This is a genomic window from Bradyrhizobium sp. Crot121, assembly GCF_059512385.1.
In genome coordinates this window covers 138551-159482 of sequence record NZ_JCAMOR010000001.1, presented here as the reverse complement: position 1 = coordinate 159482, position 20932 = coordinate 138551, and the positions used below count along the sequence as shown (strand labels likewise).

The 20932-nt window shown below is 61.5% G+C and carries 18 protein-coding genes; 7 read left to right on the top strand and 11 right to left on the bottom strand.

Annotated features, from left to right (window positions below; all coding sequences use genetic code 11):
* Positions 1-46: 46 nt before the first annotated feature.
* The 4 genes from AC5ZGW_RS00680 to AC5ZGW_RS00665 all read right to left on the bottom strand — a co-directional run bounded on the left by AC5ZGW_RS00680 (position 47) and on the right by AC5ZGW_RS00665 (position 6089).
* On the bottom strand, positions 47-328 hold the full coding sequence (locus tag AC5ZGW_RS00680) for a DUF3649 domain-containing protein (RefSeq protein ID WP_130227264.1): 282 nt from the start codon (positions 326-328) through the stop codon (positions 47-49).
* Entirely contained in the window at positions 325-1053 is a 729-nt protein-coding gene (locus tag AC5ZGW_RS00675) for a cobalt ABC transporter substrate-binding protein (protein WP_130227263.1), read from the bottom strand. The genes AC5ZGW_RS00680 and AC5ZGW_RS00675 overlap by 4 nt, the downstream gene beginning before the upstream one ends.
* Positions 1054-1063: 10 nt before the next feature.
* The gene (locus AC5ZGW_RS00670) at positions 1064-3376 is read right to left on the bottom strand and encodes a TonB-dependent receptor (protein ID WP_130227262.1); all 2313 of its coding nucleotides are present in this window, start codon (positions 3374-3376) and stop codon (positions 1064-1066) included.
* 418 nt (positions 3377-3794) lie between these two features.
* On the bottom strand, positions 3795-6089 hold the full coding sequence (locus AC5ZGW_RS00665) for a phosphocholine-specific phospholipase C (protein WP_245474817.1): 2295 nt from the start codon (positions 6087-6089) through the stop codon (positions 3795-3797).
* Between AC5ZGW_RS00665 and AC5ZGW_RS00660 the strand changes: the two genes are divergently transcribed.
* The 3 genes from AC5ZGW_RS00660 to AC5ZGW_RS00650 all read left to right on the top strand — a co-directional run bounded on the left by AC5ZGW_RS00660 (position 6031) and on the right by AC5ZGW_RS00650 (position 8085).
* Positions 6031-6252 (top strand): hypothetical protein, encoded by a 222-nt coding sequence (locus tag AC5ZGW_RS00660; RefSeq protein ID WP_245474818.1) that lies wholly within the window; start codon positions 6031-6033, stop codon positions 6250-6252. The genes AC5ZGW_RS00665 and AC5ZGW_RS00660 overlap by 59 nt on opposite strands.
* A 225-nt stretch (positions 6253-6477) precedes the next feature.
* Positions 6478-7353 (top strand): MurR/RpiR family transcriptional regulator, encoded by an 876-nt coding sequence (locus AC5ZGW_RS00655; RefSeq protein ID WP_130227260.1) that lies wholly within the window; start codon positions 6478-6480, stop codon positions 7351-7353.
* A 294-nt stretch (positions 7354-7647) separates the two neighbouring features.
* Entirely contained in the window at positions 7648-8085 is a 438-nt protein-coding gene (locus tag AC5ZGW_RS00650) for a hypothetical protein (RefSeq protein ID WP_130227259.1), read from the top strand.
* Positions 8086-8251: 166 nt separating this feature from the next.
* On the opposite strand, the gene AC5ZGW_RS00645 is transcribed toward AC5ZGW_RS00650, so the two are convergent.
* From AC5ZGW_RS00645 to AC5ZGW_RS00635, 3 genes are all read right to left on the bottom strand, one after another.
* Positions 8252-9682, bottom strand: a complete 1431-nt coding sequence (locus AC5ZGW_RS00645; protein ID WP_130227258.1) for a DUF1254 domain-containing protein — start codon at positions 9680-9682, stop codon at positions 8252-8254.
* Between the two features lie 128 nt (positions 9683-9810).
* On the bottom strand, positions 9811-10566 hold the full coding sequence (locus AC5ZGW_RS00640) for a hypothetical protein (protein ID WP_245474814.1): 756 nt from the start codon (positions 10564-10566) through the stop codon (positions 9811-9813).
* A gap of 130 nt (positions 10567-10696) precedes the next feature.
* The gene (locus AC5ZGW_RS00635; protein WP_130227257.1) at positions 10697-11083 is read right to left on the bottom strand and encodes a helix-turn-helix domain-containing protein; all 387 of its coding nucleotides are present in this window, start codon (positions 11081-11083) and stop codon (positions 10697-10699) included.
* A gap of 219 nt (positions 11084-11302) precedes the next feature.
* Here AC5ZGW_RS00635 and AC5ZGW_RS00630 point away from each other — a divergent pair, with 219 nt between their 5' ends.
* The 3 genes from AC5ZGW_RS00630 (at position 11303) to AC5ZGW_RS00620 (ending at position 14662) form a co-directional block, all read left to right on the top strand.
* Positions 11303-12352, top strand: a complete 1050-nt coding sequence (locus AC5ZGW_RS00630; protein WP_130227256.1) for an AraC family transcriptional regulator — start codon at positions 11303-11305, stop codon at positions 12350-12352.
* A 62-nt stretch (positions 12353-12414) separates the two neighbouring features.
* Entirely contained in the window at positions 12415-13284 is an 870-nt protein-coding gene (locus AC5ZGW_RS00625) for a hypothetical protein (protein WP_165435313.1), read from the top strand.
* 427 nt (positions 13285-13711) lie between these two features.
* The gene (locus tag AC5ZGW_RS00620; protein ID WP_130227255.1) at positions 13712-14662 is read left to right on the top strand and encodes an oxygenase MpaB family protein; all 951 of its coding nucleotides are present in this window, start codon (positions 13712-13714) and stop codon (positions 14660-14662) included.
* Positions 14663-14787: 125 nt separating this feature from the next.
* Here the strand turns inward: AC5ZGW_RS00620 and mdlC are convergent, their stop codons facing one another.
* The 4 genes from mdlC to AC5ZGW_RS00600 all read right to left on the bottom strand — a co-directional run bounded on the left by mdlC (position 14788) and on the right by AC5ZGW_RS00600 (position 19748).
* Entirely contained in the window at positions 14788-16416 is a 1629-nt protein-coding gene (mdlC, locus tag AC5ZGW_RS00615; RefSeq protein WP_130227254.1) for a benzoylformate decarboxylase, read from the bottom strand.
* A gap of 173 nt (positions 16417-16589) precedes the next feature.
* Complete coding sequence (locus AC5ZGW_RS00610; RefSeq protein ID WP_130227253.1) at positions 16590-17444, bottom strand: HTD2 family dehydratase; 855 nt, start codon at positions 17442-17444, stop codon at positions 16590-16592.
* Positions 17441-18571 (bottom strand): CaiB/BaiF CoA transferase family protein, encoded by a 1131-nt coding sequence (locus AC5ZGW_RS00605; RefSeq protein WP_165435312.1) that lies wholly within the window; start codon positions 18569-18571, stop codon positions 17441-17443. Before AC5ZGW_RS00605 ends, AC5ZGW_RS00610 begins: the two co-directional genes overlap by 4 nt.
* Before the next feature lie 10 nt (positions 18572-18581).
* A complete protein-coding gene (locus tag AC5ZGW_RS00600) occupies positions 18582-19748 on the bottom strand; it encodes an acyl-CoA dehydrogenase family protein (protein ID WP_028161769.1) in 1167 nt (388 codons plus the stop codon).
* Between the two features lie 130 nt (positions 19749-19878).
* On the opposite strand from AC5ZGW_RS00600, the gene AC5ZGW_RS00595 reads away from it, so the two are divergent.
* The gene (locus tag AC5ZGW_RS00595; RefSeq protein ID WP_130227251.1) at positions 19879-20799 is read left to right on the top strand and encodes a LysR substrate-binding domain-containing protein; all 921 of its coding nucleotides are present in this window, start codon (positions 19879-19881) and stop codon (positions 20797-20799) included.
* Positions 20800-20932 lie beyond the last annotated feature (133 nt).

Below are 20932 nucleotides of genomic sequence, written 5' to 3'. Positions count from 1 at the left end.
CCGGCAACTTGCACATCGTTGTCCGTCTTCACGCCTCGGCCCTTCGTCAGGAAACGGACCATGCCGCCAGCGACAACGGCACGGCCACGACGATCAGGCCGGCCCAAGCCTTCAGCGCGCTGCGCACGGCAAAGACCCAGATCACTGCACCGGCGTAGATGGCAAAGCTCGCCAGCATGCCGGTGAGCACGGCCTGGGGCTTGCTCATGGGCAAAGCGAGCACGGCGACGCTGTTGAGCGCGGCCAGCGCATAGCCGCCGAACAGGGCGGCGACGATGCGCGAGATGAGCGGGCCCGTGGAGCGAAGGCGATGTATCAGGGCGTTCATTTGCCCGGAGTTGCCGGCGGGCCCGCAGGAATTGGGGGCAGGCCGTTGGCATTCACATAGGTCACGGTGGTGGCATAGCTCACGGCATCATACTTCTCAGCGCCCTTCGTCCCCGTGCGCTCGCCTGGGCTGCGGTCGTTGAAGCTGACTTCAGCGACGTAAGTGCCTTTCCAAGGCATACTAAACGTTACAAGGCCCTGCTCGTCGGTGTGAGCTTCCTTGGACCAGCCAGATTCCGTTACCAGAGTCACCTTGGTCTTGGCTTTAGGTTGATTTTTGAAGAAGAGCTTGAACTGGCCTTCCTGACCTGTAGGCACGAGGTCCAGTACGAGCTTGGGCTGCTGCGCGGCAAAGCTGGTGATCAAGCGTGCGGCAGGATAGAACCAGTTCGTGGCCTCTTTGTCTTGCTGCTTCCAAACATAGAGCGGGTAGCTCGCATCTTCCGCGACAATGCCGTCGCCGGGGGCCGTGGAAAATGGCAGCGTGAAGCCGTTTGCGGTCTTCGTGGCATCGGACTTTTGCTCGCCCTTGGTGGAGATGAGCGTACCGGTTACCTTAGCGAACTTGTCGAGCAACCCCGGTGACACTTCACGAAGGTTCTCGCCGAACTCGCCAAAGCGAACGACGGCATTCTGGCCATCGGACTGCTCGATCCAGATCTGGTGCGCCTGCACGGGCGTTATCACGCCAAGCAGGGCGACTACTGCGATGAAGGGCTTTGTCATGACAAACACCTTAGAAATCGAATGAAGCAGATACGATGTAAGTCCGAGGCGACGCAACCGTTACGAATGTACCGGTCGTGAGCCAGTAGTTCTCGCCGGTCACGTTTTCGATGTTGGCACGGATCGTAACAGGCTTGCCGGTGAGCGCCGTCGTCGTATAGCGCGCGCCGATGTCGACACGAGTCCAATCGGGGAATCGCAGGAGATTGGCGCTGGTGAGATAGGCGCCCGACGTATAGATCACGCGCCCATTGAGAGCGAGGCCCTCGACCCAGGGCGTATCCCAGTCGAGGCTGGCCGAGAACGTCTTGTCCGGCACGCCCTGGGCGTCGTTGCCGCGCTCCAGAGGATTGGTCGGGTTGGTCAGCTCGGGACGCAGGAAGGTTGCGCTGGCCATACCGCGCAGGCCAGGCAGCAACAGGCCATAAGCGGACAGCTCCACGCCGCGGTTACGCTGTTCGCCGTCATAGGCCAGTGCGTTGGATGCGGTCCGGATCTGGCTGGGTCGTGTAATCTGGAACACCGCCGCAGTCGTCGTGATGGTGCCCCAGTCCACCTTGATACCAGCTTCCTGCTGCTTCGATTTGAATGGGGCAAGCACGGTACCGGCGTTGCTGTAGCCGGGACCGACGATGGTGCCCTGGCTCAGTCCTTCAGCGTAGTTCGCGTAGAGCGAAACATTATGCCAGGGCTTGACTACCACGCCGGCAAGTGGCGTCAGCGCTTCTGCTCCGTAGTTGCTTGTCGGGAGACCGGTAGTGGTGCTGAAAGCGTCCTGTTCCACTCTCTGGTGACGAGTGCCGACGGTCACCAGGATCGCATCATTCAGGAGCGACATCGTGTCGGCGATCGCAACGCTTCTGAGCGTTATCTCGTTGGCTAACCGCGGCGGCGTGCGCGCGCCAGTGACCACAGGAAGGGGGGATGGGTTGTAGATATTCGATGGGACTGACTGAGCCGGCGTATTGGCAACGTAAGCGTTGCCGTTCTCCTGATAATAGCCGGTGAAAGCGAGATTGATCGCATGACCGACCGGCCCTACTTGGAAACGTGACCGTATGCCTGCGTTGCCGCTCGTCGTCTTGCTGTAGGAGTCATAGTACGCGTTGATGAGCCTGAAATTGCCAAGAGCGTCTATGCCGCTAGGGAATCCCGTGACACGGGAATCGGGGAACGTCTGAGTGTTCTCACCCTCACGATAGCCGATGCCCGCATAGGCCGTCAGCGATTCGGTCAGATCGTATTCGAGGCCCGAGGCGATGGTGTTGTCGCGCTGACGGAGCATCGTGTCCGGGTACCAGTTGCTGCGCGCGTCGGGCGGGGCAGGAATGAAGGGCACATTACCCTGGATGGTCATCTGCGGACGGAAGTTCTTGGTGTCGTCGTTCTGCGAAATGGCATCGAGCGTCCAGCGCAGGCGCTCCCCGCGATAGTCGAGCGACAACGCACCGAGACCCGTCCGCCAGTTTCCGCCGTCGATCGAGGCTTCGCCATTGCGCCCCACCCCGTTGAAACGAACGCCCCACTCCTTGTTTTCACCAAAGCGGTGGCTGGTCTCTAGATGGAGACCGTAATTGCCGGCGCTCATGAAGACCGGCGTCAAACGTGTGAAAGGTACCTCAAGCGCGCGTTTGCTGACGATGTTGACGCCGCCGCCGACGCTGCCGCCAGGGGCTATGCCGTTGATGAGCGCACCGGGCCCCTTGAGCAATTCGATTCGCTCGATGATCTCCGCCGGCACGCGACTGGAGGACACCAGCCCGTAGAGACCGTTGAAGCCAACGTCACCTGAAGGAACGCTGAAGCCGCGGATCTGGAACGTATCGTCGAATCCGTTGCTGCCTGTGGTGAGTCGCACTGAAGAGTCGTTGATCAGCGTATCCGCGGCCGTCCGCGCCTGCTGATTCTCGATCAGTTGCGACGTATAGTTGACGGTGCTGAACGGCACATTCATGACGTTCGTGCTTCCGAGCAGGCCGAGCGTTCCACCCTGTGCCAACTGGCCGCCAGCATAGGCTGGCGCCGGCGCTCCGATCGTCCGGGTCGATCCCATCGTGGTAACAGGCGCAGTCGGCGCAGGAGGCTGTTCGGTTCGCTGCCGGGATGCGACGCGAGCAGAGTGCTGAGCCGAACCGCGAGTCCGAACAGTGCGCGTCGCTCGCGCTCTTTGTTGGGGCGCATCGACGTGCACCGGAGGCAACACGTGCGGCTGCGCGCTCTGCGCCCTGCTCTGAGAAGAGCTCACACCGCTCAGGCATAACGTAACAACGCCCGTCGCCACGCCAACATACAAACGGTTCTTATAATTCTCGAAGTTGCTCAACAATCGCCCCCAGTTCGCCTAGTCGATGTCCGACTAGGAAATCGAAGGTGCGAAGGCAACGAAGGCGATTTAGAATCTATTGATGCATGCGCGTAAGAGTTTGTGAGTCCGATCTCTAACCACTCTAGTAAGCCAACACTGAAATCTCTCTAATAAGCGAACACTGACAACTCATCGTCCGGCATTGCGACGCTTTGACGCGTGAGGGAGTGGAGGTTGTGCTAGCTAACACGTGCCGCCGCTTGATAGTCCGCTTTGCGAAGCTCGCTCGCGCACCATCGCGACGCCACACGTCGAACTCTGCCGTCGGCCAGCTCAGAGCTTCTTTGTGATTCCGAGGCCACGCCTTAGGCCGAGTCGGAAATTGAAGAGGCGCCCGAAGGCGCCTCCAATTCGCTGGAGTGATTGCGCCGCCTCTTTAGAACCGGTCGGCAACGCCCATGCCAGGATCGCTCACCGAACCGCGGCCGGTTTCCACATGGCCGGCGACGCGCCGATAGAAGCCGCTGCCCGAGTCGCTGGTGATGACGAAGTCATACCACAGGCCGGTGGTGCGCAGATTCCAGTACAGTTCACCGGGGTGGCCGGAAGCGGACACTTTGACATCCCACGACGTGCGCGGACCGCCGCCGAAGTCGGGTCCCGGGAAGAAGACCGGCGGATTGAAGCCGAAGCCGGGGGCGCAGAAGTCGGGAGCTTGCCGGAAACCAGGCACCGGGCCGAAGCCCACGGGACGGACGCTCGGACGCGGACCGAAGCCCGGAGGCTCCGGCTGCATCGCGGCGGCCACCGAGGCGCTCACGGCGAGCAGCGGTCCATAAATCTTGTTGGACTTCACCGTGAAGCGCAGGTGGCCGTTGCCGTCGTTGCGAAACTGCAGGTGCAGACCGCCGTCGTGGACGTTGTAGCCGACGAAGATTTCCGGGTTCGGCTCATTCTTGTGCCGCATCGTAGAGATGTCGCCTTTGAAGTGGCGGTGGAAGCCATTGGGGGCGAGCACCCACAGATCATAAAGGCCGTCGTCGCCAACCGCCCATTCGTCGTCCAGCATCTGGCCCGCCTCGACCGTGTAGCGCCGTGGAATGCGATCCAGGTGCATCTTGTCGTAGACGTGGAACACGGCGCCTGCGAAGCCGGTATTGGCGAACAGCAGCCTCACCTTGCTCTTGCCGGCATCAACCTGCGCGCTGGCGTGCAGAATGTAGGGTAGCGCGCGCGAGAAGCGCACGCCGGTTTCCTGAAACAGCGGCTGCGGCGTCGTCGGCGCGGCGGGGGCCGGCAATGTCTTCTGGTGCGCATCCGATGCTTGCCAGTTGCTCTGGTCGGGCAGCTCCGGGAAGCGGGGATCGTTGGGGCTCGCGAAGTCGAAGGCCGTGGTGAGGTCGCCCGAAATGGCGCGGTGCCAGGGGCTGATGGAGTCCACCTTGATGCCGAAGCGCTTCTCGAGGAATCGGCCCACCGACGTGTGGTCGAAGACCTGCGAATTGACCCAGCCGCCCTTGCTCCACGGCGACACGACGTACATCGGCACGCGCGCACTGAGACCCCAGGGGCGGATGTTGCCGCTGATCTTGTCGTCGCTGCTCAGCACGTTGCCGACCGTGTTGGAAAAGTATTCACCCGCGAGCGGCATCGTGGCCTTGCCCATCAGGTTGCCGTCGTTGTCATAGGACGGCACCGCCGGTGCCGGCAGGTGATCGAAGAAGCCGTCGTTCTCGTCGAAGGTCAGGAAGAAGACGGTCTGGCTCCAGACCTCGGGGTTGGCGGTCAGTGCTTCCAGCACCTGGTCGGTGAAATTGCCGGCGCGGGTCGGGCTGCCGCCGCCGGGATGTTCGGAGTTGGCTTGCGTCGGCAGGATCCACGATACCTGCGGAAGGTTGCCGCTCATCACATCGGCCTTCAGCCTGTCGAGATAATCCGGGCCACCGGTCAGGCCGTGCACATAGTTGGGATCGCCCGGCTGGGCGTGGCGGAAGCTGGCGAACGCCAGGCAGCCGTGCATCGCGCCGGTCCAGTTGTCGTTCATGTCCTGGTAGACGTGCCAGCTGACGCCGGCGCGCTGCAGCAGGTCGGGGAGGGTGGGCCAGTTAAAGTCGCTGCCGACATAGCGATAGTTCGGCTGGGGCTGAGGCAGGCCGTCCACCCATTTGGAAGGGTTGGGCCAGCAGCGGTTGTTGTTGGGCTCGGAATCGTTCGTCGTGCAGTTGATGCCCTGCGCGCGCAGCGTGGGATTGAAGTTGGAGCCCGACCAGAACACGATCCGGTTGGGATCGGTGCCGGTGGTGATGGAGGCGTGGTAGGCGTCGCACAGTGTGAAGGCCTCGGCCAGCGCGAACTGGAAGGGAATGTCATCGCGGCCGAAATAGCCCATCGCGTACGGGGTCTTGTACTTGGCCCAGAAGCCCATCTTGCCCTGGTTCCACGCTGCCTGACTGTCGCCAAACGAATGCGGCGTGCCGTATCCGACCAGCGCGTTGCTGGTCGCGGAGTCGCGGTGATAGGGCGGGATCTCACGGGTGCCGTCCGACTGAAACCACACCGGCTTGCCGCTTTCGAGCGGAATAGGGAAGCGGTCGCCGAAGCCGCGCACGCCGCGCAGCGTACCGAAATAGTGGTCGAACGAGCGGTTCTCCTGCATCAGGATCACGATGTGCTTGACGTCCATGATCGTGCCGGTCCGACGCCGCGCCGGAATGGCCAGCGCCCGGTTGATGCTGGTAAAGGCAGCCGCCGCCGTGGCGCCCGCCAGAAAGTCGCGACGTGTTGTCATTTCTTATCTACCTTTGGTTGAACAGTTGAAGAAACGAACGACGGCCTGCAGCGCAGGCTTGGCTCACTGCGCGGGCAAGCCGGTCGGCAATAGCAGTGCGACTTGACGTCGCTGTGAATAATTTATTTCCGATGGAATTTTTTGTGAGCTTTTCTCAGTGTAGGGTGATTGAGCACCGAGAGAGGGGAGAACGGGCCGGAATGACCCATGGGCCATCCTCGTCGCCGGCTCATCCCGGCGGCCCAGGAGAATTGAAGCTCTGCGCAAAGGGAATCGCGATAACCTTCCGCGATCCACCAAATGAATTCCCACGTTGTTCGCGAGGACGCGGGTGACACGCTCGAACTCCAATGCAGGGCCGTCCGTGAGCGGTATTCTATCCCGCGTTCGTGAATTGCAATCCGATCTTCCTCCAAAAGCCAGGCAAATCGCCGAGCTGATTATCGCGCAGCCGGAGTCCTTCATTCACATGTCGATCACCGAAGTTGCCGAGACATGTGGCGTGAGCGAAGGCACGATCGTTTCCTTTTGCGGCAGGGTGGGCGTTCGCGGGTTCCAGGAGCTCAAGATTCTTCTGGCGCGCGATCTGATCGAGCCGGTTCGTCTGATTCAGGAGGATCTGCATCGAGGCGATGATCCGGCGACCGTCACGGATCACATCTTTGCTGCTCACGCCGCTTCGCTCCACGAGACGCGCCGCCTGCTCTCAATGGAATCGCTGGCGAAGGCGGCGAGCTTGTTGAGGGAAGCGCAGCGGATCGAGATCTATGGCATAGGAAGTTCGGCGCCGATTGCGCAGGACCTCTCCTATCGCCTGCTGCAACTGGGGCTCGCGGCGAGCGCAGTCGTCGATTCTCATGTCCAGGCCGTCAGCGCGGGCATGACCGGCCCGGCGGTCACGACCGTTACGGTGTCTCACTCAGGCAGCACGGTCGAGACGGTGCTCGCGACCCGATTGGCGCGGGAAGCCGGCGCTCGGACAATCGGCATCACCCGGCTCGGCAAGTCGCCTCTGGCGGCCCATTGCGACGTTCTGCTCTATACCGTCGCCAATGAAACCAGATATCGGCCCGAGGCCATGAGCAGCCGCGTGGCTCAGCTCGCCATTATCGACACCCTGGTGAGCTGTTGCGCCCTGACCGACACCGAGCGCTCTGTGGACCGGCTTCAACACGCCGCGCGTATTCTTTCCGAGAAGCGCTTTTGACCGCACAGCTTGCGGCGGAGAGCCGCAACAGGATGGCTCCGACCCGAGCCGAAAATCTCCGCCCGAGATGCCTTTCGGAGGATGCCCCCACTTGGCTTTGATGTACAATTGATGCCGGTTGCCCACCACAGGAGGTAAGTCATGAAAAGCCTCTATGCTCTCGCGTCAGTTGGGTTCTGCGTAGCTTCGGCAGCCCTCACCATCACCTCGGCGTCGGCTTTTCCAAACGAGGAGATCCCGAAAACCGAACCGGAGTACATCGCCAAGACAAAGACCGCCGCGCCGGCGTCGGTCGTGAACAACGCGACGATCACCATGCCGCAGCCGGATGGGTCTTCCAAGACCGTCCAAACCGGATCGAACGGTTTCACGTGCTTTATCGGCAATGACGGAACACCCGAATGCGATGACCAGAACGCCATGGAATGGCGCAAAGCTCTCCAGGCCAAACAGACCCCGCCGAACAAGATTGGCTTCATCTTCATGCTGGCCGGTGACACCGGCACGAGCAATCATGATTCCTCCGAACGGCACACGCACCAGCATTGGGTCCAGACCGGGCCGCATGTGATGATCGTCGGCGGCGCAGCGCACGAGATGCTCAGTCCGTATCCGCGCGATCTGGATGTCAAAGACCCGACGCAGCCTTATGTGATGTTCCCCGGCAAACCCAACGAGCACCTGATGATCCCGGTGGTCTCGCAAGAGCTTACGACGGGCAGCACGCGGTGACGCGCGTGAACTCCACCGTGCCTGAGAGCAGCGGCACGGCGGCTGATTCCGTATGATCGCAATGGCGGATCTGTGCTGCCCGCGTGATATTTCTTGGCGGTACAGCGCAAAGCCAGAACATTTCAACTCATGCCAGCCTGCTTGGGGCCGGCCTGAGTTCAAGTTCTCAAGCCCCGACCTTCCTGGCGGCAGGAACCGTCCATGTGCCGTTGATGATGGAGGGGTCCGTTTCCTGCGGCCAGTACATGCGCAGCATGAGTATGAAATCTCCCTCGGGAGCGGGCAGCCAGTTTGACTCCTTGTCTTGGCCCGGGGAGTCCTTTTGAATGTAGAGATCGACCGAGCCGTCCGCGTTCTCCTTCAGATCTTCACGGGCGCTAATCGAGTAGCGGTTGATCGGATTCTTCACGAAGAAGTAGCTGCTATCGTACATCGTGAGCGACCAGAATCCCTCCGCGGGAGGCAGGTGGCCTTTCGGAAACCGCATGACGTACTTGTTTGCGCCATTGTACTTGCGGCCATCCGCATCCTTTTGGGAGGTCGGGTAGACCGCATCCTGCGGACGATTAGCGCCGAGTCCGATCGCGGTCACCAAGGCTCGCATCAGATAGTCGGTGCCATAGATGCCGGTCTTCGTTGTGAAGGCAAAGCCATTCTCATCCCTGATGGCTTTGTTGATCTTGAACTGAAGCATGATCCTGTCGAACGATACCTCCGGTAAGCGCTTCAGGAAGTCCGCCTTGAGCTTGCTCTCATCAAAATCCTGTCCGGGGACGATTCCAATTCGGGCAAATTTGGCAAGCTGGGGCGCGTCTGCTTCGTAGGGCGGATTGGTCTTCATAAGCTCGCACAGCAGCTTGAAATACGACACCGCGTCCATGCGATTGACCTGCTCGCGGACCGCGGTCTTCATGTCGACCGACGGATCGACTTTTCCCGCAGGTGGCGTGTACGGCTTGCCGTAAGCACTGAGCGGTACGAGTTTGCACTCATCCTGCAGCTTGTGGACGGCGGCGTAATCCTCCGGCGTGCCGGTGCAATAGATGCGGCCAAGCAGCCACACGATACTGGTGGGCGATTTGCACTCCTTCACGCCGGCCGGCAGCGTGCCCTTCCACCCGGGTCCGGTGATCGCGTAAGTCTGCGCCCCCGTGCCGGTGGTGCGTTTCCCTGGGACTTGAAACACCGTCGTCCAGCCGTCCAGCATTGGCATCAGGAAATAGCGCCCCTTCATGTCCGGGATGCTGAGGACCCACGGTTCTTTCCCGACGTCGACGAAGGAGGTTGTGTAGAGAGTGTCCGCATTCGGCGCGGTGACATCCCTGAACGAAGCGTCTGGATATTGGCGCAGCTTGATAAGATGACCCATCGGTCCCCGTGTTCCGACCGGTTCAGCAACATTGGTCATGACCCGGCGAGTCATCTCGATCGTCACCAACGGATAGCCGAAAGTGTAGGCGTCGCTCGCGAGCCAGAAATCCTCCAGGCCTTGACCCACTCCGAGGAAAGAATCCTGGGCAAGGACTGATCGTGTGGCGGCCGCGCCTGCCAGCAGCCCCATTCCACCAAACGCAAGGGATCGGCGGGTGATATTCATCGCTATCTCCTTCCTGAAACGAATACAAATGACGGCTAGTGTTTTCAGATGTGACGCTCATGCCCTGTGGGCCGAGGCGGTCAGGATGAATTGCTGGCGGCAGCTACGATGCCGCCAGTCAGCGCAGCTCAATAGCAAGGCGGATAAGGATAATATCCGCACCGGGGCGCGTAGTATGGATAGGCAGCTCCGGCCACTGCGGCCGCTCCCGCAAAGGCCGCACCTCGGTAGAAAGCACCGCGCCAGGCCGTTCGGCGGGCGACGCCCGCAAAGGACAGCGGAGTGAAGGGGCGGCCGATGATGTCGATAAAAACTGATGCCGGCCCATCAGCTCCCACAAGATCGCCTTCGAGAATATCGACATCGAAAGTCAGCTTGTCGTCCTCGAGCTTGGGCGATTTCAGTACGACGACGGCGTCGATCACCGACGATCCGTCTTTCTTGAAACCGGAAACCGTAGCGTTTGGAGGATCTTTGGCGAAGTTGTCGCTGCCGTTGCCCCAATCCTCAACAATTCGCGTCGTGAGATCGTGACCGGCCGCCCGTACAGGTCGATCGGCAAACACGATGGCATTCGGCGAAATTCCCGTCAGCACAAGCTTGCCGTCCTTCAAGCTCGCACCGCGCGAATTGAGGACGAAGAGGGATGGCACGACTTCCGGCTTTGCCTGGCCGATGGATTTCTCAAGCGGAATATGCGGCTTACGTTCGGGGGCCGTTTGAGCAGAAAGTCCTTGGGGGCAGATCAGCAATCCGCCGACGCAAAATGCGATTAAAGCAGCACGAAGTGTCACGGCAATTTTCTCCTTGGAAAGAGGACTATTTTCCTTTCGGCCGGCTCCTATGGCTTTCAAAAATCGTCTGGCGCATCTTCTTCTGCGCATTCTAGAAAGTGGCTCCGCAGCAGCCGGGCAATTGGCAAGCAGCTTCCAATGTGGCAAGCAGCTTCGCTAAGCATTTCGCGCCAATTCAGATCGCAAGTCTTGCCATTTCGCGCCAATCGGCCGGATCAGTTCAGCAGTCAATCGGACAAATTCTTCTGCGATTGGCGTGCCGCTCCTGCTTACGCGCAAGTTGCTGCTGTCTGTAGACAACGGGTTGAACTTTCATCAAACGCACGAAACTGCGGCTGAAGCTGCTTGCATTCGTATAGCCGAGAAATCTTGCGATATCGGACAGGCGCATGCTTGAGTCCACGAGCAAGCGGCACGCGATAGTCAGGCGAACTTCCGCAAGCATTGCGCTGTGGCTTGTGCCCATGCGACCGAGATGACGCTGCAAGGTGCGCGTGCTGATTTTGCAGGCGCGAGCTGTGCCATCGAGAGTTGCGTCACCGTGTCGCAGCGACGCGATAATGGCCGCGCGGACCGCCCGAGATGAAGGCAAACGGACAGCTCTCATCGGTTTGTGTGAGGCGTGAAGCCCACGGTCCCTCTGAAGAGAACCGATGCTTTGAGGCTACGCGCATTCTCAGGACCAATCTGGCCACCAGCCGCCAAAATGTTCGTCAAGTGGAATTATTTGTTGCTCGCCATGCCTGCACGACCTGACAATCGATAAGGCAAGACAGTTGCAAGCCTGCTAGTCTGCTACCGCGGCAGACTTCTTGGGCAGGTAGTGATGACCGTTATTCCATTGACCCGTTGCCAATTTCTAATGCCATTTGCTGAAATTCATTCAGAGATCGGCGGACCCACCGCGGCGCTTCTCGCCAAATTCCGGCTTCCTACGTCTTTGGAGGAAAAAGCGGATCATTACGTGCCGCTGCTGCCGGCCGTTCGCTTTGCGGCGGCCGCCCAGGAAAAGCAGGGGCTGTCGGAGATCGCCTTTCGCGCAGCCCAGAGGCTCTCATTCGATCATCTAAGCGATGCCATGCGAGTTCGAATCCGGCATTCGCCAACTCTGTTGGTTGCTCTTCAGCAGATGTGCAAGTGGGCGCCGGTCGAAGATACAAATCTGCGTCTATGGCTGGAGCCGTACGACGAAAGCGTGAAAATTTGCAGCAAGCTCATTGGAACGGAAGGTATTTCCCATCTTGAGGTGTCCCAATGGCTTCAGAACATATTCGTCCTGCACATCGTCCGTCAGTTCGCGGGCGCGTGCTGGACTCCCAGAGTGATCGCGTTTGAAGCTGATTATATGCCGAGCAGAGAAGTTCAATCGCATTGGCCGGATACACGCTTCATGTCAGGTCAGAAAGCCTCATGGATCGAAGTGCCGCTGCAGTTCTTGAGCTATCCCAATCGCGCAGTTGTTGTCCGGTCTCATTTGCCCGAGACAGAGCGGCAGCCTTTCGGCGGCGACGTCGTCGGCATTCTCAAGTTGACTTTACCATCGTATCTTGACGAGGGAGGCCCGGCGATAGTGCAGGCTGCCGAGATGGTTGGACTGAGCGTCAGGAGTCTGCAGAGGAAGCTCGCGCTGGCCGGGCTGACATACTCGGGCCTGCTTGAGCAGGTCCGCTTCAACAATGCGATGCAGCTTCTAAGCGATACTGAGAACAAGATCATCGACGTAGCATTCTCATCGGGATATGCAGACCCTGCCCACTTTGCTCGCGCTTTCCGACGGATTTCCGGATTCACCCCGCGACAGTTTCGGGAAAGGTCGAGGAGCGGACGGGCGGAGATCGACCTTCGCGCCTCCCAACTTGATGATCATCGTCTCTAGAGAAGATTTACGCCTTGGATGCTCCTCTATGTAGCGGCGTGGAATTTTCGGCTTTCCGGCTGATGTTGAAAGCTGGACTGCACGCGACATTGATCCTCGCCGCTGGGACAGCCTTTGGCGCAAATGATGATGACGGCGCTATCAGCGCATCGATACCGGCGGTCTATCTTGATCTGAGGACAAGCTACGCGCAGGTGCCGGCAGGATCGCTCGCATTTGGCTTTGGACATCCAACTCTATTCGATGCGTTGCGAACGCTTGCAACACCGAACCGCGCGGCGTTTCCGACCGGCCTGCCAGCAGCAAAATCGCTCAACGTGGATTTTCCGTTGACGGTCGATGTCACCGACAGTGTCTCGCTATACGGAGGCGTCTCCGGCAGTTCGACGGAGTTCGGAGGCAGCGGGTGGTCGTCCTTTCAAGTCACAAGCTGGAACGTCGGCTTCCAGGCGGATCTCTACCAGCAGAACGGCGGGACCTTTCCGACCGTGACGCTGCAATCGACCATCACACAATCGATCCCCAATGGTCCGCTGGCCACAACCTCCTTCAACAACATTCTCGAATTCGACTATGCACTTGATTCCGATGAGACCAAAGGCTTCCTCGCCGGTTTCCAGGACACGCGCACTGACGTCGGCACGACGCTCGTGAAGATCAACCCGAACACGATCGCCTATGTCGGCGGCTACTATCAATGGTCCAATAATTGGAGATTCACTGGCCGTGTGGGCGTGCAGTCCTTCGAAGGGGCGCAGCTTCTAACCCTTGCGCCCATTCAGCCGTTCACGCAACCGATCATGCGGCTCGATCTCGATCGCATGGACGATAACGACAATCGGCTGTTTGGCATCACCGCCGAAATCATGTGGGTGCCCAAGCCCGCCTATCAACTGACGGTCAGGACGCCCCTGTACGCAGTCCGTAATTAGCCGGCGCTGCTGGCGCGAGCCGACAAGGACCAAAAATACCCTGTGTCTGCTTTCGACGCCAATGTCCGCGCGGTCTTCCTGTGCCAGCGCTGCCGGTCATGTTCGCGCGAGGCGCGGGCCGGATCGTCCTGCGGCAATTCTCAGCGCTCCCGCAATGACAGGATGATTTTGCCATCACCATTATGAGTTGGACGGAACAATCCATGATCCGGATCAATTCGGATCGCGATAAGGGTGGGAGCCGAGCCTGGCTCGGGCAGCCGACGTGATTACGGCTGGAACTGTTGTTCGGCTTTGGGCCGGGTCGTATGCGCCCATTTTGGCATCTTTGCGTCTTATCTGCTTGCAGGGCAAACTCGGAAATGCCGGTTGTCCGATCTGCGGCCGGCTGGGATAAGCTGTCATCGTCCACACGGAAAGGTGCGCATTGGTCTCTGCAAGCGAACTGGAGGCTGCTCTGGATTTTCTCCGGGCTCGGGCTGCCGGATCTGCCGAGGGCATTTTTGGTCCGGACTCGATGACCTGGAGGATCGATAGAGAAGCGGTCATCTTTTTGGGCGCCGGTCGTGCGTTGCTCCTTCAACTGGCGCATCCCTGGATCGCGGCCGCTGTGGCGGAGCACTCGCGGACCTTTGCGGATCCGATCGGTCGTTTTCATCGAACCTTTGACGTTATGTTTACGATGGTGTTCGGCTCGGTCGATACGGCTCTTGCTGCTGCCCGGCATCTCCACCGCCGCCATGCCACGATCGTCGGCCGCTTGCCCGAAGCGATCGGTCCCTTCGAGCGTGGCTCACTCTACCGCGCCAATGAGATCGCAGCGTTGCTGTGGGTTCACGCGACCCTCGTCGAGACCGCTCTCATGGTGCACGACATGATCTTGCCTCCGCTCTCGGTTGAAGAGCGCGAGCGATATTGGGCCGAAAGCCGGCTCTTTGGGGCGTTGTTCGGGCTGAAGCCGACTGACTTGCCTGCGGATTGGCAATCGTTTGTCGCCTACAACCGGGCCATGATGCAATCGGACACATTGTCGGTTACCGACACCGCCCGCGACGTGGCTGGACAGATCTTCGCTGGCGGTCGTCCATGGTTGCGCGTACCGCGATGGTATCAAGCCCTAAGCGCCGAGCTGCTGCCTGACCGCATTCGCATGGGCTTCGGATTTGCGTTTGACGAACGGGACAGGAAAGCCGCGGAACGTGCGCTCGCACGCATCCGACGCGTATACTCGGCAATACCAACCCGGCTTCGCTACGTCGGCCCTTACCACGAAGCTCAAGCGCGACTAAAAGGAAGACCCCGGCTCGACTGGACAACCCGCTGCCTTAACAGGGTTTGGATCGGACGGCCTCAGCTAGGTGATCGCCGGAACATTTGAAGCTCCCGTGCTCTCTGTCCCGTGTATGAACGCTTGTATCTTCAGCGTAAGACGGAGGATTCCTGGCTTCCTGAGAGGGACAGCGTAGCCCGGATTGCGCTTCGCTCCATCCGGGTTACGGGCTGCTATCCCTTCTGCGTGTAGAGCAGCGGCACCGCGGAATCCACGACCACCTCGACAAGACTCGTGCCGTCATGTGTAAGCCCACGCTTCAGCGCGCTTGGAAGCTCGGCGGCCTTCGTCACGCGTACGGCGTGGCAGCCCATGCCTTCTGCGATCTTGACGAAATCGATATCGGGCAATTCCAGCCCCGGCACGTTGCGCACCTGCATCACCTGGCTGAACGAGCGCATCGCGCCGTAGCCTGAATTGTTGATCACCACCACCGTCATCGGCAGCTTGCGCTGCGCGGCGGTCCACAGCGCCTGGATCGAATACATCGCCGAGCCGTCGCCGATCAGGCAGACGATGCGACAACCGGTGCGGCCGAGCGCCATGCCGACCGCCGCCGGCAGGCTGTAGCCGAGGCCGCCGCTCGCCATGGTGTAGAAACTGTCCTGCCCGCGCATCGGCATGAACTTCTGCATCGCCAGGCGATGCGAGGGAGCCTCTTCCACCAGCACGTCATGCGGCCCCATCGCGGCGACAAGCAAATGCATCAGGAACTCGGCGGGAATCGGATCGCCGGGTGCGGGCACAGGCGACAGCGCGCGGCCCGCGGGCACGGCTCGCCTGGTTTCGGGCAACAGTTCGAGCAGTGTCGCAAGCGACGGCTTCATCGTGCCGATGATGCTGTTGCCGACTGGCGTGAAGGACGCAGCGTTTGGATCGTCGGTGATCTGGAACAGCGCGGTTGCGCCATCGAAGATCGAAGCGTGGCCCTCGACATGGAAGGTGAACACCGGCGCGCCGATCACGACGACCAAGTCGTGCCCGCGCAGCGCCTCCGAGAGCTGCCCCGGGGAAGCGTGGAGGAAGCCGGCGAATTGCGGATGCCGCTCGGGGAATGAGCAGCGCGCCGAGAACGGGCTCGCCCACACCAAGGCTTTCGTCTTCTCCGCGACCTCAATCATGAGATCGACGGCCTGTGCGCGGTCGACGGCGGGGCCGACGACGAGGGCAGGGTGCTTGCTGTCGGCGAGCGCGGCGACCAGCGCCTTCATCGCCGCCGGATCGGGCCCGATCTCGCGACTGATCTGGCGCGCCTCGACCGGCTGCGTCGACCGGTTCCAGTCGTCGACCGGCACCGAGACGAAGGTCGGCCCGCAGGGCGGCTGCATCGCGATGTAATAGGCGCGTGCTATCGCGCCGGGGACGTCCTCAGGCCGCGCCGGCTCGACCGCCCATTTCACATAGGGCTGCGGGAATTCGGTGGCGCGTTCGGCGTAGAGGAACGGCTGCAATGGCAGGATCGAGCGCGCCTGCTGGCCTGCGGTGATCACCAGCGGCGTCTGGTTGCGGTAGGCGTTGAAGACATTGCCGAGCGCGTGCCCGACGCCGGCCGCCGAATGCAGATTGACGAAGCCGGCGTTGCGCGTCGCCTGCGCATAGCCGTCGGCCATCCCGACGACAGAGGATTCCTGCAGTCCCAGCACATAGTCGATGTCATCGGGCCAGTCGCTCAGGAACGGCAATTCGGTTGAGCCGGGATTGCCGAACACCTTTTTGATGCCGAAGGCACGGAGCAGTCCGAACGTCGCGTCCTTGACCGTGACGGCTTTGCTGTTGGCGGCGGCGGGCTTGCGGGACGACATCAGGCGATTCTCCCCAGTTTATTTTTTCGTCATTGCGAGCCACCGGGTCGGCGCGTAGCGCCGCCCGATGACAGGCTCCGCGAAGCAATCCATCTCGCCGCTTGCGGAGATATGGATTGCTTCGTCGCTTCGTTCCTCGCAATGACGGCCTAGGAGCGACCGCTAGTCAAGCCCTACCAGGTCGCCGTGCCCTTCATCGTCGGCTGCCCTTCAGCATTAGCCGTCCACAGGTCCAGGCCTTCGCCATTCTCATTGGCGTTGACCGAGAACTCGCTGCCCTCGAACAGGGGCTGCACGCCGCGATAGACGAACTTCTTCGGCGGCTGGCCGCCATGAAGCTTCGCCGCCAGCTCGATGATGAACGCGGCTTGCAGCGGCCCGTGGAAGATCAGGCCGGGATAGCCCTCCACCTTGGTGACGTAGTCGCGATCGTAATGGATGCGATGGCCGTTGAAGGTCAGCGCCGAATAGCGGAACAGCAGCACCGGATCGGCCATGTGTGTCTCGCGGTGCTTTGCAATCGGCGGCGGGGGCGGAGCCTTCGCCGATGTGGCCGCTGGCGTGCTCGTCATCTCGCGATAGACGATATCCTGCCGCTCGCGGATCGCGAGCCCGCGCGGCGTCATCACCTCGTGATGGACGGAGACGAAGCACAGCGTGCCGGTCGAGCCGCTCTTCAAGCTCACGTCGGAGATGCGCGAGACGCGCCTCGGCTCGTCGCCGACGCGCAGCGTGTCGAGGAATTCGAGCTCGCCGCCGGCCCACATCCGGCGCGGCAGCGGCACCGGCGGCAGGAAGCCGCCGCGGGTCGGGTGGCCGTCGGGACCGAGCTGCGACATCGGAAACACCGGCTGCGCCAGGCACCAATGCACCGTGAACGGCGCGGCATCGCCCACCTTGGGCTCGCCGATCTCCTGGAACAGCGTCGCGCGCAGACCTTTCACGAGCTGCGCGGTGACGGTGTCGGAGGCCTCAGTGGTGCGGCCGATCCATTGCCTGAGATGATCGAGGTCGAGTTGTTCGCTCATGATGATTTGGCCCGGGCAGGAGAGGACTTTGCGGCGCTGGTCTGCTCGCCGATCGCCGGCACCGCGCCGTAGTGGCGCGGTTCGCCGACGACAATCGCAGCCGGTGCCGGATAGGCGACGCGGCCGTTCGGCGTCTCGACCTCGATCCGGCGCAGATGCGGATGATGGGCGAGGTCGTCCATGGTGTTGACCTCGGCGAAAGCGATGTCGGCATCGGCCAATTTCTGCAGCAGCTCGTCGCGCGTCAGCTTCGCGAAGGCGTCGCCGACGGTCTGGTCGGTCAGCGCGCGGTTGCGCACCCGCTCGACCATGTTGGCGAAGCGCGGATCCTTCGGTAGCTCCGGCTGGCCCAGCACTTCGGCGCACAGCTTCTTCCATTCCCGTTCGCTCTGGATCGAGATCAGGATCTCCTTGCCGTCCCTGGAGCGGAACACGCCGTAGGGCGCGATCGAGGGGTGGGCGAGGCCCATGCGCTTCGGCGGCTTGCCGTCCTCGGCATTGAGCAGCGGCACCGTCAGCCAGTCCGCCATCACGTCGAACATGGAGATGCGGATGTCGGCCCCCTTGCCGGTGCGCCCGCGCGCGATCAGCGCTTCCAGGATCGCCGCATGCGCCGTCGCGCCGGTCGCAACGTCCACGATCGACATACCGACGCGCGAGGCGCCCTCCGGCCCGCCGGTGATCGAGGCGAGTCCACTCTCGGCCTGGATCAGGAGATCATAGGCCTTGCGATTGGCATACGGCCCTTCGTCGCCATAGCCCGTGATGGTGCAGCAGATCAGCTTCGGATAATCCTTGCGCAGCCGTGCAAGCGAGAAGCCGAGCTTGTCCATCGAGCCCGGCTTCAAATTCTGCAACAGCACGTCGGCGCCCGCGATGAGCTCTTCCAGCGCGCTGCGGCCTTCCTTGGTCGCCAGATCGACCACGACCGAATCCTTCCCGCGGTTCAGCCAGACGAAATAGCTGCTCTGGCCCTTGGCGGCGGCGTCATAGCCGCGGGCGAAATCGCCCTCGGGGCGTTCGATCTTGATCACATGCGCGCCGGCATCGGCCAGGCGCGACGAGCAGAACGGCGCAGCCACCGCCTGCTCCACGGCGATGACGGTCAGTCCCTCGAGCGGCAGCATGCGTCTCACCTCAGTAGGAGCGGGGCATGCCGAGCACATGCTCGGCGACGAAGGACAGGATCAGATTGGTCGAGATCGGCGCCACCTGGTAGAGCCGCGTCTCGCGGAACTTGCGCTCGACGTCGTATTCCTCGGCAAAGCCGAAGCCGCCATGGGTCTGCACGCAGGCATTCGCCGCTTCCCAGGACGCATCCGCCGCCAACATCTTCGCCATGTTGGCTTCCGCACCGCAGTCGAGCCCGGCTTCGTACTTGCGGGTGGCTTCCTTCACCATCAACTCGGCCGCACGCATCGAGGCATAGGCTTTTGCGATCGGGAACTGGATGCCTTGATTCTGGCCGATCGGCCGGCCGAACACGGCGCGCTCCTTGGCGTAGTTGGTCGCCTTGGCGATGAACCATTTGGCATCGCCGATGCATTCGGCCGCGATCAGGATGCGCTCGGCATTCATGCCGGAGAGGATGTAGCGGAAACCCTTGCCCTCGTCGCCGATCAGGTTTTCCGCCGGCACCCGCATGTCCGTGAAGAACACCTCTGTCGTCGCGTGGTTCATCATGGTCCGGATCGGGCGGATCTCCAGCCCCTTGCCCTTGACCTCGCGCATGTCGACGATGAACACCGACAGCCCGTCGGTCCGCTTCTTCGCCTGCTCCTTCGGCGTGGTGCGCGCGAGCAGGATCATCAGATCGGAATGCTCGGCGCGGCTGGTCCAGATCTTCTGGCCGTTGACGACGTAGTGGTCGCCATCCTTCCGCGCAAACGTCTTCAGCGACGACGTATCGGTGCCGCTGGTCGGCTCGGTCACGCCAAAGGCCTGCAACCGCAATTCGCCGCTCGCGACCTTCGGCAGATACTTCGCCTTCTGCTCGGCATTGCCGTGCCGCAACACCGTGCCCATCGTGTACATCTGCGCGTGGCAGCCGCCACCGTTGCAGCCGGCACGCTGGATCTCCTCCAGGATCGCCGCCGCCGCGGACAGCTTCAGCCCCGCGCCGCCATACTCCTCGGGGATCAGCACCGAGAGATAGCCGGCTTCGGTCAACGCATCGACGAATTCCTTCGGATACGCCATCTGCCGGTCGAGCTTGCGCCAGTATTCACCGGGAAACTGTGCGCAGAGTTTTGCCACCGCATCGCGGATGTCGGAATAGTCGTCATGGTGTTCTTGTGCGGTCATCGGAAATCACCGGCGCGTTCGTTTAAGGGATGGCGGATCTGAAAGGCGCGGCGGACCATTGTGGCGCCGGCGTAAACTCCCTATGCTGTTTTGTTATAGCGTATGAAGTAGCATTCCAAGATTGGCAAGCATGGATTTCCGCCAGCTTAGGACGTTTACCTGCGTCGCGGAACTCGGGAGCCTGAGCAAGGCCTCCGACACGCTGCGCATAGCTCAGCCGGCGCTGAGCCGGCAGATCAAGCTGCTCGAGCACGAGCTGCGCACGGAGCTGTTTACGCGGAACGGCCGCGGCATGGTGCTGACCGATGCCGGTCGCCTCTTGCTCGCGCGCACCTCCGGCATCGTCCGCCAGGTCGACCAGATCCGCGACGACATCCAGTCCGCGCAGGGCCCGCCGTCCGGCCGCGTGGTGCTCGGCCTGGTGCCAACGGTGAGCTGCGTGCTCTCGGCGCGCTTCGCCCGCCGCTGCGTGGAGAATTTCCCCGGCATCTCGCTGCGCATCGTCGAGAGCTATAGCGGCCACCTGATCGAATGGCTGCACCGCGGCGAGATGGATATTTCGATCATCTACGGCCGCACCGCGGACCTGCATCTGGCGGCGCAGCCGCTCGGCCGCGACCAGATCATAGCCGTCGGCCCTCGCGGCTGCGGCTTGTCGCGCAAGAAGCAGGTCGAGATCGGCTGGCTCTTGCGCCAGCGCCTGGTACTGCCCAGTCATTCGCATGGGCTCCGTGCCCTGATCGAGCACGCCGCGGCGCTCAAGAAGATCAAGCTCGACGTCCAGCTCGAGGCGGATTCGTTCCGCGTGCTCACCAGCCTGGTCGAGGAGGGGCTCGGCTTTGCGCTGTTGCCGCCATCCTCGGTGCGGAGCGAAGTCGCCGACGGCCGGCTGGAAACCGCGGCGATCGCAAAGCCGCTGTCGCGCGAGCTGATCATTGCCTCTCCGATCGATCGTCCCACCTCAATCGCGACCACCGCCGTCACCACGCTGTTGCGCGAGGAGGTCGCCGCCTGCCGCAAGGAAGGCCTCTGGGACATCAAGCTGGCGTAACGCCGTTGCGGTGCGCCAACAGAAGACTTAAGGGAAGCTCGCGCAGCCTTCCCTTCGCATCTGGTGCAGGCTGTCATGCCAGGTTTTTATATCTCCGTCATTGCGAGCGAAGCGAAGCAATCCATTTCACCAC